Source organism: Pseudomonas sp. SWI36 (assembly GCF_002948105.1).
GTDB classification, from domain to species: domain Bacteria; phylum Pseudomonadota; class Gammaproteobacteria; order Pseudomonadales; family Pseudomonadaceae; genus Aquipseudomonas; species Aquipseudomonas alloputida.
Genome location: NZ_CP026675.1, coordinates 2885693 through 2902516, shown reverse-complemented (window position 1 = coordinate 2902516; position 16824 = coordinate 2885693). Strand labels below are relative to the sequence as shown.

General features: G+C 62.4%; 13 protein-coding genes. 10 read left to right on the top strand and 3 right to left on the bottom strand.

Features of this window, described 5'->3' with window-relative positions; translation table 11 throughout:
* Positions 1-3: 3 nt before the first annotated feature.
* The 6 genes from hslU to C4Q27_RS13880 all read left to right on the top strand — a co-directional run bounded on the left by hslU (position 4) and on the right by C4Q27_RS13880 (position 7112).
* Positions 4-1347, top strand: a complete 1344-nt coding sequence (gene hslU, locus C4Q27_RS13905; RefSeq protein ID WP_003249308.1) for an ATP-dependent protease ATPase subunit HslU — start codon at positions 4-6, stop codon at positions 1345-1347.
* Between the two features lie 166 nt (positions 1348-1513).
* Entirely contained in the window at positions 1514-1891 is a 378-nt protein-coding gene (locus C4Q27_RS13900) for a gamma-butyrobetaine hydroxylase-like domain-containing protein (protein WP_003249306.1), read from the top strand.
* A gap of 268 nt (positions 1892-2159) precedes the next feature.
* Positions 2160-3839, top strand: coding sequence for a class II poly(R)-hydroxyalkanoic acid synthase (phaC, locus tag C4Q27_RS13895; RefSeq protein ID WP_020191647.1), 1680 nt, complete (start codon positions 2160-2162; stop codon positions 3837-3839).
* A gap of 62 nt (positions 3840-3901) precedes the next feature.
* Positions 3902-4753, top strand: a complete 852-nt coding sequence (gene phaZ, locus C4Q27_RS13890) for a poly(3-hydroxyalkanoate) depolymerase (RefSeq protein WP_010955567.1) — start codon at positions 3902-3904, stop codon at positions 4751-4753.
* Positions 4754-4802: 49 nt separating this feature from the next.
* Positions 4803-6485, top strand: a complete 1683-nt coding sequence (phaC, locus tag C4Q27_RS13885) for a class II poly(R)-hydroxyalkanoic acid synthase (protein ID WP_010955568.1) — start codon at positions 4803-4805, stop codon at positions 6483-6485.
* Between the two features lie 12 nt (positions 6486-6497).
* Positions 6498-7112, top strand: a complete 615-nt coding sequence (locus C4Q27_RS13880) for a TetR/AcrR family transcriptional regulator (RefSeq protein ID WP_064490831.1) — start codon at positions 6498-6500, stop codon at positions 7110-7112.
* Between the two features lie 111 nt (positions 7113-7223).
* Here the strand turns inward: C4Q27_RS13880 and C4Q27_RS13875 are convergent, their stop codons facing one another.
* Both C4Q27_RS13875 and C4Q27_RS13870 read right to left on the bottom strand, forming a co-directional pair.
* Positions 7224-8015, bottom strand: coding sequence for a phasin family protein (locus C4Q27_RS13875; protein ID WP_020191650.1), 792 nt, complete (start codon positions 8013-8015; stop codon positions 7224-7226).
* Between the two features lie 10 nt (positions 8016-8025).
* Positions 8026-8445: a phasin family protein gene (locus C4Q27_RS13870; RefSeq protein WP_020191651.1), complete on the bottom strand. Its 420-nt coding sequence runs from the start codon at positions 8443-8445 to the stop codon at positions 8026-8028.
* 180 nt (positions 8446-8625) lie between these two features.
* On the opposite strand from C4Q27_RS13870, the gene C4Q27_RS13865 reads away from it, so the two are divergent.
* Complete coding sequence (locus tag C4Q27_RS13865; protein WP_371919366.1) at positions 8626-13386, top strand: hypothetical protein; 4761 nt, start codon at positions 8626-8628, stop codon at positions 13384-13386.
* A gap of 18 nt (positions 13387-13404) precedes the next feature.
* Here the strand turns inward: C4Q27_RS13865 and C4Q27_RS13860 are convergent, their stop codons facing one another.
* Complete coding sequence (locus C4Q27_RS13860) at positions 13405-13680, bottom strand: polyhydroxyalkanoic acid system family protein (protein WP_003249289.1); 276 nt, start codon at positions 13678-13680, stop codon at positions 13405-13407.
* A 124-nt stretch (positions 13681-13804) separates the two neighbouring features.
* Between C4Q27_RS13860 and ubiE the strand changes: the two genes are divergently transcribed.
* Genes ubiE through ubiB form a run of 3 tightly spaced genes read left to right on the top strand, consistent with a single transcriptional unit; the run spans position 13805 to position 16817 of the window.
* The gene (gene ubiE, locus C4Q27_RS13855; RefSeq protein ID WP_004576729.1) at positions 13805-14575 is read left to right on the top strand and encodes a bifunctional demethylmenaquinone methyltransferase/2-methoxy-6-polyprenyl-1,4-benzoquinol methylase UbiE; all 771 of its coding nucleotides are present in this window, start codon (positions 13805-13807) and stop codon (positions 14573-14575) included.
* Positions 14575-15198, top strand: a complete 624-nt coding sequence (locus C4Q27_RS13850) for an SCP2 domain-containing protein (protein WP_104886966.1) — start codon at positions 14575-14577, stop codon at positions 15196-15198. Before ubiE ends, C4Q27_RS13850 begins: the two co-directional genes overlap by 1 nt.
* Positions 15195-16817, top strand: a complete 1623-nt coding sequence (gene ubiB, locus C4Q27_RS13845) for a ubiquinone biosynthesis regulatory protein kinase UbiB (RefSeq protein ID WP_104886965.1) — start codon at positions 15195-15197, stop codon at positions 16815-16817. The genes C4Q27_RS13850 and ubiB overlap by 4 nt, the downstream gene beginning before the upstream one ends.
* The last annotated feature ends 7 nt before the right edge of the window (positions 16818-16824 follow it).

Genomic DNA, 16824 nt, shown 5'->3' with positions numbered 1-16824 from the left:
ATCATGTCCATGACCCCCCGCGAGATCGTCCACGAACTCAACCGCCACATCATCGGCCAGGACGACGCCAAGCGCGCCGTGGCCATTGCCCTGCGCAACCGCTGGCGGCGCATGCAGCTCCCTGCCGAGCTGCGTGCCGAAGTCACCCCCAAGAACATCCTGATGATCGGCCCTACCGGCGTCGGCAAGACCGAAATCGCCCGCCGGCTGGCCAAACTGGCCAACGCGCCGTTCCTCAAGGTCGAGGCCACCAAGTTCACCGAAGTGGGCTACGTGGGCCGCGACGTCGAGTCGATCATCCGTGACCTGGCCGATGCCGCGCTGAAGATGCTGCGCGAGCAGGAAATCATCCGCGTGCGCCACCGCGCCGAAGACGCCGCCGAAGACCGCATCCTCGACGCCCTGCTGCCCCAGGCACGCGTCACCAGCTTCAGCGAAGAAGCCGCACAGACCAGCAGCGACTCCAACACCCGCCAGCTGTTCCGCAAGCGCCTGCGCGAAGGCCAGCTGGACGACAAGGAAATCGAGATCGAAGTGGCCGATGCCGTCGGTGTCGAAATTGCTGCGCCGCCTGGCATGGAAGAAATGACCAACCAGCTGCAGAGCCTGTTTGCCAACATGGGCAAGGGCAAGCGCAAAGCGCGCAAGCTGAAGGTGAAAGAAGCGCTGAAGATGGTTCGCGATGAAGAAGCGAGCCGCCTGGTCAACGAGGAAGAGCTCAAGGCCAAGGCCCTGGAAGCAGTCGAACAGCACGGTATCGTGTTCATCGACGAAATCGACAAGGTTGCCAAGCGTGGCAACGTTGGCGGCGCCGACGTGTCCCGTGAAGGCGTACAGCGCGACCTGCTGCCGCTGATCGAAGGCTGCACCGTCAACACCAAGCTGGGCATGGTCAAGACCGACCACATTCTGTTCATTGCCTCGGGTGCATTCCACCTGAGCAAGCCGAGCGACCTGGTGCCCGAGCTGCAAGGCCGTCTGCCGATTCGTGTCGAGCTGAAGGCACTGACCCCGGAAGACTTCGAGCGCATCCTGCAGGAGCCGCACGCGTCGCTGACCGAGCAGTACCAGGCATTGCTGAAGACCGAAGGCCTGAACATCGAGTTCCTCGCCGACGGCATCAAGCGCCTGGCCGAGATTGCCTACCAGGTCAACGAGAAGACCGAAAACATCGGTGCCCGCCGCCTGCACACCCTGCTCGAGCGTTTGCTCGAAGAAGTGTCGTTCAGTGCGGGCGACCTGGCCAGCACCCATGACGAAGCGCCGATCCAGATCGACGCGGCGTATGTGAACAGCCACCTGGGTGAGCTGGCACAGAACGAAGACCTGTCGCGTTACATTCTGTAAGACCGGTTTCGACAGTTTCGCGGGCAAGCCCGCTCCTGCACGCGCCACCACAACCCTTGGGCCTGTGGTGATCCGTACGGGGGCGGGCTTGCCCGCGAAGAGGCCCTTGAATCCCTCCCCCATAAGCTGGAAGCTGTGCTTCATCAGCTCCCGAGAGATTCTGCCCATGGCCCGCCTGCCTACCGCCATCAACCTGCACAAAGCCTCCAAGACCCTCAGCCTCACCTACGCGCCCGGCGAGGTCTACCACCTGCCCGCCGAATTCCTGCGCGTGCACTCTCCCTCCGCCGAGGTCCAGGGCCACGGCAACCCCATCCTGCAGTTCGGCAAGATCAACGTCGGCCTCAGTGGCTTGGAACCTGCCGGCCAATATGCACTGAAACTGACCTTCGACGACGGCCATGACAGCGGCTTGTTCACTTGGGAATACCTTGAGCAACTGTGCCTGCGCCAGGAACAACTGTGGGCGGAATACCTCGACGAGTTGCACAAGGCCGGCAAATCCCGCGACCCAGCCGAATCTGTGGTCAAGCTCATGCTCTAGCGCAAGGCCTGCGGGGTTTAGAGCGCATTTTCTAAATTCATCTGTTTGAATGACTTGCAGACAGCCCAGTGAAGGGCTGTCTTGCGCATTACACGAAAGTCGGGTAACCAATGGGTGTGGCAAGTTCCCTGCATGACTTTGCAGGTCGGCAGAACCCACGCAGCACCGCTGTTCCTTATCACTGGTCACCCGAGTAGCAGTACCGGGCTCAGGGCTGTGCACCCGCCACAGCAACCGGTACTCGTCTCAGGACAACGGAGCGTCGTAGATGAGTAACAAGAACAACGATGAGCTGCAGCGGCAGGCCTCGGAAAACACCCTGGGGCTGAACCCGGTCATCGGCATCCGCCGCAAGGACCTGTTTAGCTCGGCACGCACCGTGCTGCGCCAGGCCGTGCGCCAACCGCTGCACAGCGCCAAGCATGTGGCTCACTTTGGCCTGGAGCTGAAGAACGTGTTGCTGGGCAAATCCAGCCTGGCCCCGGACAGCGACGACCGTCGCTTCAATGACCCGGCCTGGAGCAACAACCCGCTGTACCGCCGCTACCTGCAAACCTACCTGGCCTGGCGCAAGGAGCTGCAGGACTGGGTGAGCAGCAGCGACCTGTCCCCCCAGGACATCAGCCGCGGCCAGTTCGTCATCAACCTGATGACCGAGGCCATGGCGCCGACCAATACCCTGTCCAACCCGGCTGCGGTCAAACGCTTCTTCGAAACCGGCGGCAAGAGCCTGCTCGATGGCCTGTCCAACCTGGCCAAGGACATGGTCAACAACGGCGGCATGCCCAGCCAGGTGAACATGGATGCCTTCGAAGTGGGCAAGAACCTGGGCACCAGCGAAGGCGCGGTGGTGTACCGCAACGATGTGCTGGAACTGATCCAGTACAGCCCCATCACCGAGCAGGTGCATGCCCGTCCGCTGCTGGTGGTGCCACCGCAGATCAACAAGTTCTACGTGTTCGACCTCAGCCCGGAAAAGAGCCTGGCGCGCTTCTGCCTGCGCTCGCAGCAGCAGACCTTCATCATCAGCTGGCGCAACCCGACCAAGGCCCAGCGCGAATGGGGCCTGTCCACCTACATTGATGCGCTGAAAGAAGCCGTCGACGCGGTGTTGTCGATTACCGGCAGCAAGGACCTGAACATGCTCGGCGCCTGCTCCGGTGGCATCACCTGTACCGCACTGGTGGGCCACTATGCCGCCATTGGCGAGAACAAGGTCAACGCCCTGACCCTGCTGGTCAGCGTGCTGGACACCACCATGGACAACCAGGTTGCATTGTTTGTCGACGAGCAGACCCTGGAGGCCGCCAAGCGCCACTCCTATCAGGCGGGCGTGCTGGAAGGCAGCGAAATGGCCAAGGTGTTCGCCTGGATGCGCCCCAACGACCTGATCTGGAACTACTGGGTAAACAACTACCTGCTCGGCAATGAGCCCCCCGTGTTCGACATCCTGTTCTGGAACAACGACACCACACGCCTGCCGGCCGCCTTCCACGGCGACCTGATCGAAATGTTCAAGAGCAACCCGCTGACCCGCCCCGACGCCCTGGAAGTGTGCGGCACCGCGATCGACCTGAAACAGGTCAAATGCGACATCTACAGCCTCGCCGGCACCAACGACCACATCACCCCATGGCCGTCATGCTACCGCTCGGCACATCTGTTCGGCGGCAAGATCGAATTCGTACTGTCCAACAGCGGGCATATCCAGAGCATCCTCAACCCGCCGGGTAACCCGAAGGCACGTTTCATGACCGGTGCCGATCGCCCGGGTGACCCGGTGGCCTGGCAGGAAAATGCCATCAAGCATGCAGACTCCTGGTGGTTGCACTGGCAGAGTTGGCTGGGCGAGCGTGCCGGCGCGCTGAAAAAGGCACCGACCCGCCTGGGCAACCGTACCTATGCCGCCGGCGAAGCCTCCCCAGGCACCTACGTTCACGAGCGTTGAGTTACAGCGCCGTGGCGGCCTGCACGGCGCCACGGTGTTTACTTCACCCAAGAGTCACGTGCATGCCGCAACCCTATATTTTCAGGACCGTCGAGCTGGACAACCAGTCCATCCGCACCGCTGTTCGCCCCGGCAAGCCGCACCTGACGCCGTTGCTGATCTTCAACGGCATCGGCGCCAACCTCGAGCTGGTGTTCCCGTTCATCGATGCACTTGACCCGGACCTGGAAGTCATCGCCTTCGATGTGCCCGGGGTCGGCGGCTCGTCTACGCCACGCAACCCGTACCGTTTCCCTGGGCTGGCCAAGTTGACCGCGCGGATGCTCGACTACCTCGACTACGGCCAGGTCAACGTCATCGGCGTGTCCTGGGGCGGCGCCCTGGCCCAGCAGTTTGCTCACGATTACCCCGAGCGCTGCAAGAAACTGGTGCTGGCCGCCACCGCTGCTGGCGCGGTAATGGTGCCAGGCAAGCCCAAGGTGCTGTGGATGATGGCCAGCCCCCGGCGTTACGTGCAGCCATCGCATGTCATCCGCATTGCGCCGATGATCTATGGCGGCGGCTTCCGACGTGACCCCGACCTGGCCATGCACCATGCCGCCAAGGTGCGCTCCGGCGGCAAGCTGGGCTACTACTGGCAGCTGTTCGCAGGGCTGGGCTGGACCAGCATCCACTGGCTGCACAAGATCCGGCAGCCCACCCTGGTACTGGCTGGCGACGACGACCCGTTGATCCCGCTGATCAACATGCGCCTGCTGGCCTGGCGGATTCCCAATGCCCAGCTACACATTATCGACGACGGCCATCTGTTCCTGATCACCCGTGCCGAAGCCGTCGCCCCGATCATCATGAAGTTCCTGCAGGAAGAACGTCAGCGTGCGGTCATGCATCCCCGTCCGGCCTCGGGGGGGTGAAACAGCTGCGGCCTGACAGGGGAAATGGATCAGACGAGGGAGTGTTGCCATGACAGACAAACCGGCCAAAGGATCGACAACGCTCCCCGCCACCCGCATGAACGTGCAGAACGCCATCCTCGGCCTGCGCGGCCGCGACCTGCTTTCCACGCTGCGCAACGTCGGCCGCCACGGCCTGCGCCACCCGCTGCATACCGCGCATCATCTGCTGGCGCTTGGCGGGCAGTTGGGGCGGGTGATGCTGGGGGACACGCCCTACCAGCCGAACCCGCGTGACGCACGCTTCAGTGACCCGACCTGGAGCCAGAACCCGTTCTACCGCCGCGGCCTGCAAGCCTATCTGGCCTGGCAGAAGCAGACACGCCAGTGGATCGATGAAAGCCATTTGAACGACGATGATCGAGCCCGCGCCCACTTCCTGTTCAACCTGATCAACGATGCGCTGGCGCCCAGCAACTCACTGCTCAATCCGTTGGCGGTCAAGGAGCTGTTCAACACCGGCGGCCAGAGCCTGGTGCGCGGCGTGGCCCACCTGCTCGACGACCTGCGTCACAACGATGGGCTGCCGCGTCAGGTGGACGAGCGCGCCTTCGAAGTGGGCGTCAACCTGGCCGCAACCCCTGGCGCAGTGGTATTTCGCAACGAGCTGCTGGAGCTGATCCAGTACTCGCCGATGAGCGAAAAGCAGCACGCACGCCCACTGCTGGTCGTGCCGCCTCAGATCAACAAGTTCTACATCTTCGACCTCAGCGCCACCAACAGCTTCGTCCAGTACATGCTCAAAAGCGGCTTGCAGGTGTTCATGGTCAGCTGGCGCAACCCCGACCCACGCCACCGTGAATGGGGCCTTTCCAGCTACGTGCAAGCCCTGGAGGAAGCGCTCAATGCCTGCCGCAGTATCAGCGGCAACCGCGACCCCAACCTGATGGGTGCCTGTGCCGGCGGCCTGACCATGGCCGCACTGCAAGGCCACCTGCAAGCCAAGAAGCAATTGCGCCGGGTGCGCAGTGCCACGTATCTGGTCAGCTTGCTGGACAGCAAGTTCGAAAGCCCGGCCAGCCTGTTCGCCGATGAGCAGACCATCGAAGCGGCCAAGCGACGCTCCTATCAGCGTGGCGTGCTGGACGGTGGCGAAGTGGCGCGGATCTTCGCCTGGATGCGGCCCAACGACCTGATCTGGAACTACTGGGTCAACAACTACCTGCTCGGCAAGACACCGCCGGCGTTCGACATCCTGTACTGGAATGCCGACAGCACGCGCCTGCCCGCCGCGCTGCATGGCGACCTGCTGGAGTTTTTCAAGCTCAACCCGTTGACCTATGCGTCCGGGCTGGAGGTGTGCGGTACGCCGATCGACCTGCAGCAGGTCAATATCGACAGCTTTACCGTGGCCGGCAGCAACGACCACATCACACCATGGGACGCGGTGTACCGCTCGGCCTTGCTGCTGGGTGGCGAGCGGCGCTTCGTGCTGGCCAACAGCGGGCATATCCAGAGCATCATCAACCCGCCAGGCAACCCCAAGGCCTACTACCTGGCCAACCCCAAGCTGAGCAGCGACCCACGCGCCTGGTTCCACGACGCCAAGCGCAGCGAAGGCAGCTGGTGGCCATTGTGGCTGGAGTGGATCACCGCCCGCTCCGGCCTGCTCAAGGCACCACGCACTGAACTGGGCAACGCCACTTATCCACCGCTGGGCCCCGCGCCAGGCACCTACGTGCTGACCCGATGAGCTGCTGACTGGATGAAAACCCGCGACCGTATCCTTGAATGCGCCCTGCAGTTGTTCAACCAGCAGGGCGAACCCAACGTATCCACTCTGGAAATTGCCAACGAACTCGGCATCAGCCCAGGCAACCTGTACTACCACTTCCATGGCAAGGAGCCCTTGGTACTGGGCTTGTTCGAGCGTTTTGAAGAAGCGTTGATGCCGTTGCTGGACCCACCGCTGGAGGTGCGGCTGGACGCAGAGGATTACTGGCTGTTTCTGCACTTGATCGTCGAGCGCATGGCTCAGTACCGCTTCCTGCTCCAGGACCTGTCCAACCTGACCGGGCGCCTGCCCAAACTCGCCCGAGGCATGCGCAGCCTGATCAATGCAATCAAACGCACGCTGGCGGCGCTGTTGGCCAGCCTCAAGAGCCAGGGGCTGGTAGAGAGTGATACCCAGGCGCTGGGGCAACTGGTTGAGCAGATCACACTGACGCTGATGTTCTCGCTGGATTACCAGCGTGTGCTGGGGCGCGAGGGGGATGTGGGGATCGTGGTGTATCAGGTGATGATGCTGGTGGCGCCGCATCTGCAGGCCCAGGCCCGGGCGGCGGCGGAGCAGCTGGCAGTGAAGTACCTGGAGGGGTAGGCCTGCTGGAGATGTAGTGTTGCAGCCGACGCATTCGCGGGTAAACCCGCTCCTACAAGGTTTGGCGCATCTTGTGGGAGCGGGTTTACCCGCGAAGAAGGCGACGCGGTATCAGATCAGGGTACCGGTGCCGGTAGGTGCCGATGGCGTGCTGCTGGCCGGAGTGGCGGCAGGTGCCGGTGCCGGTGCCGCGGTCGCAGCAGGCGCAGCGCTGGCCGCTGGGGCGGCTGGCTTGGCAGCTGCCGGTTTGGCCGGCGCCTTCTTCACCGCAGGTTTTTTGGCCGCTGCCGGCTTCGCCGCTGGCTTGGCTGCCGCGGGCTTGGCGGCAGGTTTTTCCGCTGCGGTTTTGGCTGCGGGTTTGGCCGCTGCGGTTTTGCCAGCAGGTTTGGCCGCCGCCGTTTTCGCCGCAGGCTTGGCTGCTGCCTTGGCCAGTGGCTTGGCCGCCGCCTTGCTTGCAGCCGGCTTGGTTGCTGCAGCGCGCGACGAAATCGGCGTAACCGAAGCACCGGTCAGCTTCTCGATCTGCTTGGTCAGGCTGTCCACCTGCTGGTGCAGTGCCTTGATCTCGTTGCGACTCGGCACGCCAAGGCGCGAGATGGCGCTGTTAAGGCGCTTGTCGAAGGCTTCTTCAAGTTCGCTCCACTTGCCCAGCGCACGGTCCTTCACGCCTGACACCCGCGAAGTGGTCGAAGACTTGGCAGTCTCGGCAACATCTTCAGCCGTCTTTTTCGCCTGCTTCTCGGCCTTCTCGCCATCCTTCACCAGCGAGTCGAACAGCTTCGGGCCGTCCTGGTCGATCTTCGAATAGATACCCAGCCCCGCCAGCCAGATCTTGCGGGAGTATTTCTCGATCCCGCCGACCCAGGAGCTGCCTTCTTTTTCGGTGTTCTTCTTGCCAGCCATCCTGCTCTCCTTATGGTTTGTGCGCGACGCGCTCAAGCAGCTCATGCAACTGTTCAAGCTTGATCGACAACGCCTCAACGTCATGTTTAGACGGAATACCCAGGCGATTCAAGGCGCGACCGACCCGTGCGTCGAAAGCTTTTTCGATCTTGTCGAGTTGAATTTCTACCTTGCCGCGTACGCGGCTCACTTCTTCACCGACTTCGTCAAGCTGGTGGTTGGCGGCATCGAGCTCTTTGTCGATGCGCTTCTTGCCGCGCGTCTCGACACTTTCACCCGCCCTGACCAGCTCTTTGAAGTAGTCAGAGCCTTCCTGACCGACGCGGGCGTAGGCGCCGATACCGGCCAGCCAGATCTTGCGCGCATAGCCGCGCACCTCGCCAAGCGTGCCCAGGGCTTCGTCTTTTTTCTTCACAATCACTTTGGCCATGCTGTGTACCTCATGCTCATGAGTGGTGGAAAACCGCCCATGGAGGCTGGGCTTGAGCATTAAGGTAGGGAAGAAAATTAGAAACCTCACCCTAAGGTCGTCGTTGTCGCATCTATATACCGCAAGCCCCGTTGACCATAGCGCTAGCGTCGCAGGCTTCACCTCACGGACATCGACGCCATGACTGCTGTAGCAAACCCACCCAGGCTGACGTTCAAGCAAAGCGTGGCAGCCTGTTTCTCCAAACGACCCAGCCTGCGGGACGTTTTATCAAAAGAAGCATTCCAGACTTTCAGCGACCGGTATCCATGGTTGCACCGCAACCACCCTCACATCACATCGCTCGATCCTTTCGTCATCCTGCATGCACCGGCCAGCACAGGTGATCTCCCACGTCAGAGCGGGCTGCCGGACGAGCTTCTCAGGCATTTTCTGGCCAAGGAACGTGTGCAACTAAGCGCCGCAGACAAGCTGAGCATCAGCCCACCCCATGTGTTTCAAATTCAGCAGCAAAGCCCGGACAACCTCCGCCAACCCGAAATCATCCCTGACCTGACGAAGCTCAACGATGACTTCGATACAGTGCTTGGTGCGTTGATACCCGCCTTCCAGCAAGCCCAGATCGGCTTCTGGAACGGGCTCGACGAAGACAGCCAAGTCTCGCGCATGCTCTGGCTGGAACACACCATCAAGGCCGCATTGCTCGAGAACCTCCCTGGCCAAGGCCTGGCAGATGATGAAAAAGCTGCAATGTACGCACTGCTCGACGGGGTATTCGAGAGCCTGGCTGTCGAGGCGATACAAGTCACGCTCGAAACGGATGGCGGGGCACACACCGTTACCCTACCGGATCTATTGCTCATCACCACAAGTGGCAACCGCAACCTGGTTCTGCAATGCAAGCCCTGCGGTTCGGTTCACCGTCATGTCGACCTGCCCAGCTTTGCCACCGCGCTGCAACGGCAGCTAGCGCAACGCTATCGCTTCAAAGCGTTGTCCTGGGCGCACACACCGGTGATCGGACGCCCTTTCGCCTTCCAGGCCAGGCAGCTGCTGAACGATATCCTTGACGACATCGGGCGCCTGCGTATTGGTGGCGTGGCAACCGTCGACGAGCTGGAGCGACAACTGCGCCAGGTGAGCGACCCGTCAGCTTACTTCTTCGACCTGCCTTCGCAGGAACGAACTGCACCCGCTGTCAGCCCACCGCGATGGCTGCTCAATGCCAGCGCTGAGGACCGCTACGCCTATCACACTGCACTGCTCGATCTGGCGGCGAACCAAGGTCGGTCGAAGGGCTGCACATCGCTGGGCGATGTCGAGGATATCCGTGATTACGCCGCTCGCCGCTTGCGTGAGACCCTGCAGACCCGCTACCCAGACAAGGCGGTACTAGACCCGAACAAGGTGCACATCCGCATTTCCCAGGCCATCATCGGCACCGGCACACAAGGGCAGTCACTGTTCTTGCGCACGGAGCCCCTGACCGACCTGGCGATCTCCCGGCTGCGCCTTGAGGCTGGCGAGGTGATGACCGGTATCAGTTTCGAGGATGGCTCGCCCGTGAAGGACTGGCTAAGCATCGAGCAGATCAGGGCGCTGATTCATCAGGTCGATATCGGCGGTCACTACCCCACTTACCTGCAAGATCAAGTCAGAACCGAACCGCGCAGGTCCGAACGAATCAGGCAACATGCCAGGGAGTGGCGTTACGCCCTTCGGTTCAGCACCCTGAAGGCCAAGATCGAGCGACAGCTTGGCGAAACGGCAAGCCAGGCAATGCTCAGCTTCTGCCAGGGCATGGACAATCGCGCGGACCTTCTGCGCGTCGCCCCCCTGGCGTTCCTTTGCGCGCCTGGCGCTTCGGCAAGCGATGTGGTGCACGGGATGTTCATCATCGAAATACCGGCAAGCGGCAGCTGGGTCTTGTACCGCCCCTTCTATGCCGACAGAACGTTGCAGGAATTTCCGACCCTCGAACTGCTGATGGACGCAATCCGCAGCAGGGGCGAACTGCAAGAGAGCGTATTGGCCTGGCTCGACGATGCCGCGCGTCCGATTTACCAGAACGACGGCTTCAAGCACCCGCACCTGCACCCGAACATTACCAAACTGACGCACCTGCTCAATGTGCCGGTCGAGCTGCTGGACGGTCTCTTGCAACGCCTAAGACGCCCGGTTCAGGCCTCGTTCCAAGCCTGGACGGATGATCTGGACACCCACCTGTTCAACGCCCGCATCGACACCATGTTATTGGCCTCAGCCAGCAACAGCGTCTCAAATGCCCAGGAAGTGCGGGCTTTGGTGAAGGAGGCTGCCTGGGCGATCTTCAATACCGTCACCCAGCTTTGGCATGGCCCGATGACCACCCTGCTATGGCTGGTCGTGGCGCTGTCGGCGGCCAAGGAAGACGTGGAGGCGCTGATCAAGCGCAGCGGTGACGATAAGATCGTCGCCGCCATAGACCTTCTCACCAACCTGGCCTTGCTCCTTGCGCATCGCCCCGCAACGCCACCTGCCAACAGCGAAGCGGCCACTACGTTGCGTTTTTCAGGCCCTGCGCCGAAGGAAGAATCCCCGCCCCCAGCGCTCGAGCAGCCACAGGAGAAACCGTGGCAGGCCCCCGTCGAGGCGCCGCAGCCCACGCGCGTTCGTGTAGAAAGCTGGCATGACGAGCAGCGCCTGAGCAACCTGTCGGTACAGGAACGCCAGGCAATGGCCCAGTTGCAAGCCTCGCAGTCGCTGGAAGGGCACTCGCCACTGACAAAGGGCCGTTTGCGTGGGTTGTTCAATATCGCCGGCCGTTACTACGTCAAGCTGGGCGATGACGTCTATGAGGTCATCGAGACCTGGAACGGCATGCAGATCATCGGCCCAGAGCCGAGCAGCAGCGAATGGGTGTCCCAATGGAATGGCGCCCCGGACGGCTACCATATCGTGGGTCGTGAACGCCAGAAAGGCCCCTGGTTGACGCGCTGGCATGGCCAATGGACTTTGAATCTGACCCTCTTTGGCGGCATGCCAAGGAACAGGCAATCCATCAACGCGGAAAACCGCCAGCGGTTCGACACGTTGAGCGCAACCGCCACGGCTAACCAACAAGCGCTGAATCAGATGGCACCACTGATGGAGCGCAGCCAAGTACAACTGCAGGCTTATGACGACCTCGCGCTGGAATACAGCCTGGCTATCGATGCATTACCTGCACATGAGCGCGCTACCCCGCCGCCAGCCTTGCAGCTTCAGGTGCAGGCACTCAAAGCCCAGCGCCTACGCCACTTACCGGAAATCAGGGCATCCGCGCTGTACCTGGAACGGCAGAGCACGCTGCTGCACGGGAATATCGAAGTATTCAAGGAGATGGCCGAACCACGGTTCAGCAAATTCGACACCCGAGCCCCGAACCGACGCCGATACGGCAATTGGTACGGTGCAGCCATCGAAAACGACATGCTGTTGTGCCGCCGCTTGCTGGAGCAGGTCGACCACCAGGCACTGAGCGCACAGTCCATCGGGCTGCCCCGCGTTCCAGAGACTGCCGAGCAGATACAGCAATACCTCGATTATCGCGAACGGGTACGCAATTCTAGCCAGGCCAGCCGCCGCCTGCTTGTCGTCAGCCAGCGGCTGGACCGGACCCTCGCGCAAGCACTGCAGGACCCCAAGATCGATTTTCCCAATAAAGCCACGAAACTCGCCCAGACCATTCGACGCAGGACGTATTCGACACTGGTCATTCGGGCCCAGCTGCTCAGTGACCTGGCCTACCTCGCCGTGGACAAGACCCGGCTCTCTGCGGACACGGCCGAGCATTTGCTTGCGATGCGCGCGCCGCTCAGCGGCATCGAATTCAGCCGTACGGTTTGGAGCCACGACGGGCTGGCAGCCACCGAAGAGACGGCCCAGGTCAAAGCCGAACTGCTTGAGGATATCCTTCAGAAATACCGTACTGTGCTGGATCGCGCCCAATACATGAGGACACTGGACTCGCCTGCGCTGGTCGCTGACGTGCTGGACGAATACATACGCGAACTGTCCAGCATTACCCAGATCACGGAGCAGCAACTGAGCGCGACCCTGACCAACCTCGACAGCGGCATCAGTCCCCCCTCGCCAGCGCCCTACCATCGCCCCGCAACGATCAGGCGCCGGGTCATCCGTGTTGACCGAGGTCGACCGCTGCTGGTGGAAATCGACCAAATGGGCAATCGGGCCATCCAGCGCAGTGCATTCAACCAGGAGCCTGCGGGCAGTTTCGCGCAACGCGACGGGGTGTGGCATGCCGTGCCTGAGCAAGCGCGGCCGGCCCAGCACGACCGGGCACAGCTGCGCCAGCGAGCAAGCCGCCTGCTGGCAGAGGTGGATGGGAAAATTGCCTTCGCCGCGCACTATGCCGATGAGCCCAACAGCCTGGCCGACTTTCTGGAATGGCCAGCAGGTGACATGCGCGACGTGCAGCAGCAACTGACCGAGCTGAACAATCCACTGGATGCCAGCTTGGTCGATCTCCTTCGGGCAGCGGTAGACCGCGTCCATCACGAAAGGCTTCGGCTGCTCACCGACGCGTATCTGAACACCCGCCATCCCGACGGCAAGGCCCTTCGCTTCCTGGCTGAGCAGAAGCGGATTCGGATCAGACAGACCGTGATTCGCCGGCAGCTACGTCACGCCAATGATTACCTCGACGTCTACGAGATTCGCGATGTGCAAGCGCCACAGCGGGTACTGTGGGAGGCACATTTTCACTATCCCAGCCTCGAAGCGAGGGGGCATGACTTCGTCAAGGGCCACCTCAAATTCTGGGATGCAGGCGTAAGGGGCCGAAAGGCCATGCTCGAGCAGGCCGCAGACGCACACGAGCGCATCGCGATCTACCGCGGCGATCTGCGCCTGGAGCAGGTGATTGGCATCATTCCCTTTCCGGCGGACGCGCCGCAGTAATCTGAGAGCGGCTCTGGCTCAGGCCAGGGCCTTGTCCAGCGCCCGCTCGATCTCACCCTTGATGGTGCCGCTCATCATCGACAGCATCATGCCCAGCTTCAATTCGACACGGATGCTGTCGTCGCCAATGTGCACACTGCCATTGGCGCCACTGCGCGCAACGTCCACGCGGTCACCGTTCCAGGTGGCCTTGAGGTCGTACTCACGGCTGAGCTTGTCGACCAGCGCTTCGGCCTTGGCGCGGGCGGCATCACGGCCGAGGGAGTGTTTGCGTTCGACGCTGATCTGGGTCATGCGGGCGTTCCTGAAGATGTAGACATAATGAGCATTATGCCCGCCCCTGCCCACTGGCACACCCCGCCAAGACAAATCCGCCCGTTCGCCCTAGAATGGCGGTAATTTTTTCCGGTGAAGCGATATGAACGACCAGCGCAAAGGCGACCACGCCGAACCCACCACCCATTTCGGCTACCAGGACGTGCCTGAAAGCCAGAAGGCGAAAAAAGTCGCCGAAGTGTTCCACTCGGTAGCAGCCAAGTACGACCTGATGAACGACGTGCTTTCCGGCGGCATGCACCGCCTGTGGAAGCGCTTTACCATCGAGCTGTCGGGCGTGCGCAGCGGCAACCGCGTGCTGGACATCGCCGGCGGTACCGGTGACCTGGCGGCCAAGTTCTCGCGTCTTGTCGGGCCGACCGGGCAGGTGGTGCTGGCCGACATCAACGATTCGATGCTCAAGGTTGGCCGTGACCGCCTGCTTGACCGTGGCGTGGCCGGCAACATCGAGTTCGTCCAGGCCGACGCTGAAAAGCTGCCGTTCCCGGACAACCACTTCGACTGCGTGACCATCGCTTTCGGCCTGCGCAACGTCACCCACAAGGACGCCGCCATCCGTTCGATGCTGCGCGTGCTCAAGCCCGGTGGCCGCCTGTTGATCCTGGAGTTCTCCAAGCCGACCAACAAGCTGATGTCCAAGGCCTACGACGCCTACTCGTTCGCCTTCATGCCGCTGGCTGGCAAGCTGATCACCAATGACGCCGAGAGCTACCGTTACCTCGCCGAGTCGATCCGCATGCACCCGGACCAGGAAACCCTGAAGAGCATGATGGTCGAGGCCGGTTTCGACCGCGTCACCTACCACAACATGACCAGCGGCATCGTTGCCGTGCACCGGGGGATCAAGCCCTGATGTTGCTGGCCGGGCTGCTCGCCAGCGTCGAACATGGCCTGAACCGCGTCCTGCGCCTGGACAGCACGGCCCTGCCGCGGCTGGCCGCGCTGGAAGGCAAGGTCATCGAGATCGACTGCCGCCAACCGGCCCTGCAGGTGTTCATCTTGCCCGATGAGGAGGGCCTGATGCTCGCCGCCCATTGGCAGGGTGAGGTCGATTGCAGCCTGCGCGCCCCCGCCGGTAGCCTGGCGCAACTGGCCCTGGCCAAGGACAAGACCGCCGTGCTGCACAGCCCGCAGGTCGAACTGCACGGCGACAGCGCCGTACTGCTCGACCTGTTCGGTGTGCTGCAGGACCTGGAGCTGGACTGGGAGCACGAGCTGCAACGCTGGCTTGGCCCGGTCGCCACGGCAATGCTGGCCGGCCATATCCGCCTGCGCGCTCGCTGGACTCGCCAAGGCCTGGCACGGTTCAGCCAGAACCTGTCCGAATACCTGGCCGAAGAATCCCGTACCCTGGTCGGCAAGCGCGAGGCCGAAGCCGCCTTCAGCGAGCTCGATGCCTTGAAGCTTGATACAGAACGCCTCGAAGCGCGCCTCAGGCGCCTCTCCCGATCCCTTGATACCAGCGATAACGCATGAAGCTGCTCGCCGTCCGACGTCTTTTTCGCATCCAGCGTGTGGTGATCCGCTACCGCCTCGATGACCTGCTGTTCGACCAGCCCTTGCTGCCCTGGTGGCTGGCCAGCCTGCGCCTGTTGATGCCGTGGCGCTGGCTGCCACGCAAGCCCACCGAACTCAGCCGTGGCGCGCGCCTGCGCCTGGCACTGCAAGACCTGGGGCCGATCTTCATCAAGTTCGGCCAGTTGCTGTCCACCCGCCGCGACCTGCTGCCCCCCGACATCGCCGACGAGCTGATGCTGTTGCAGGACCGTGTGCCACCGTTCGACCCGAAACAAGCCGTGGCCTTGATCGAGGAACAGCTCGGTGCGAAGGTCGGCGAGGTGTTCAGCCGCTTCGACGTCGAGCCTCTGGCCTCGGCCTCGGTGGCCCAGGTGCACGCCGCACGCCTGAAAACCGGCGAAGAGGTGGTGGTCAAGGTGGTGCGCCCGGGCCTGAAGCCGGTCATCGCCCAGGACCTGGCCTGGCTGTTCCTGATCGCCAAGGCCGCCGAACGCGCCTCGGCGGATGCCCGTCGCCTGCACCCGGTGGAAATCGTCGGCGACTACGAAAAAACCATCTACGACGAGCTCGACCTGCTGCGCGAGGCTGCCAACGCCAGCCAGCTGCGGCGCAACTTCGAAGACTCCGAGCTGATGTACGTGCCCCAGGTGTACTGGGACCTGTGCCGCCCCAAGGTGCTGGTGATGGAGCGTATCTACGGCGTACCGGTGACCGACATGGCCACCCTGGCCGACCAGCGCACCGACATGAAGCTGCTGGCCGAGCGCGGCGTGGAAGTGTTCTTCACCCAGGTATTCCGCGACAGCTTCTTCCATGCCGACATGCACCCCGGCAACATCTTCGTCAGCACGGTCAAACCGTGGAGCCCGCAGTACATTGCCATCGACTGCGGCATCGTCGGCAGCCTCACCGCCGAGGACCAGGACTACCTGGCGCGCAACCTGTTTGCCTTCTTCAAGCGTGACTACCGCCGCGTCGCCCAGCTGCACATCGACTCGGGCTGGGTGCCGGCAAACACCAAGGTCAACGAGTTCGAAGCAGCGATACGCACCGTGTGCGAGCCGATCTTCGAGAAACCGTTAAAAGATATTTCCTTCGGCCAGGTGCTGATGCGCCTGTTCCAGACTGCACGGCGCTTCAACATGGAAGTACAGCCACAGCTGGTATTGCTGCAGAAAACCCTGCTCAACATCGAAGGTCTGGGCCGTCAGCTGTACCCCGACCTGGACCTGTGGAGCACCGCCAAGCCGTACCTCGAACGCTGGATGCGCGACCGCTATAGCCCCAAGGCCGTGTTCGGCAACCTGCACAGCCAGGTAGAGCAACTGCCGCACCTGGCCGGCATGACCCGCGACCTGCTCGAACGCCTGTCGCAGCCTCACCTGCACGATCCACAATTGCCGGAACGGCGCCGCCAGGGCGACCGCTGGGCGCTGCGCCTGCTGGGTGCCGGCCTGCTTGGCGGTGGCGCAGTCTTGGCCGCAGGCGCTGCCGAAACCGCCAGCCTGGCCGCCCCGGCCGCCTGGCCAGCCTGGTTGATGCTGGCTGCGGGCCTTTACCTGATCGTGCGCCAATAGCCAGCCG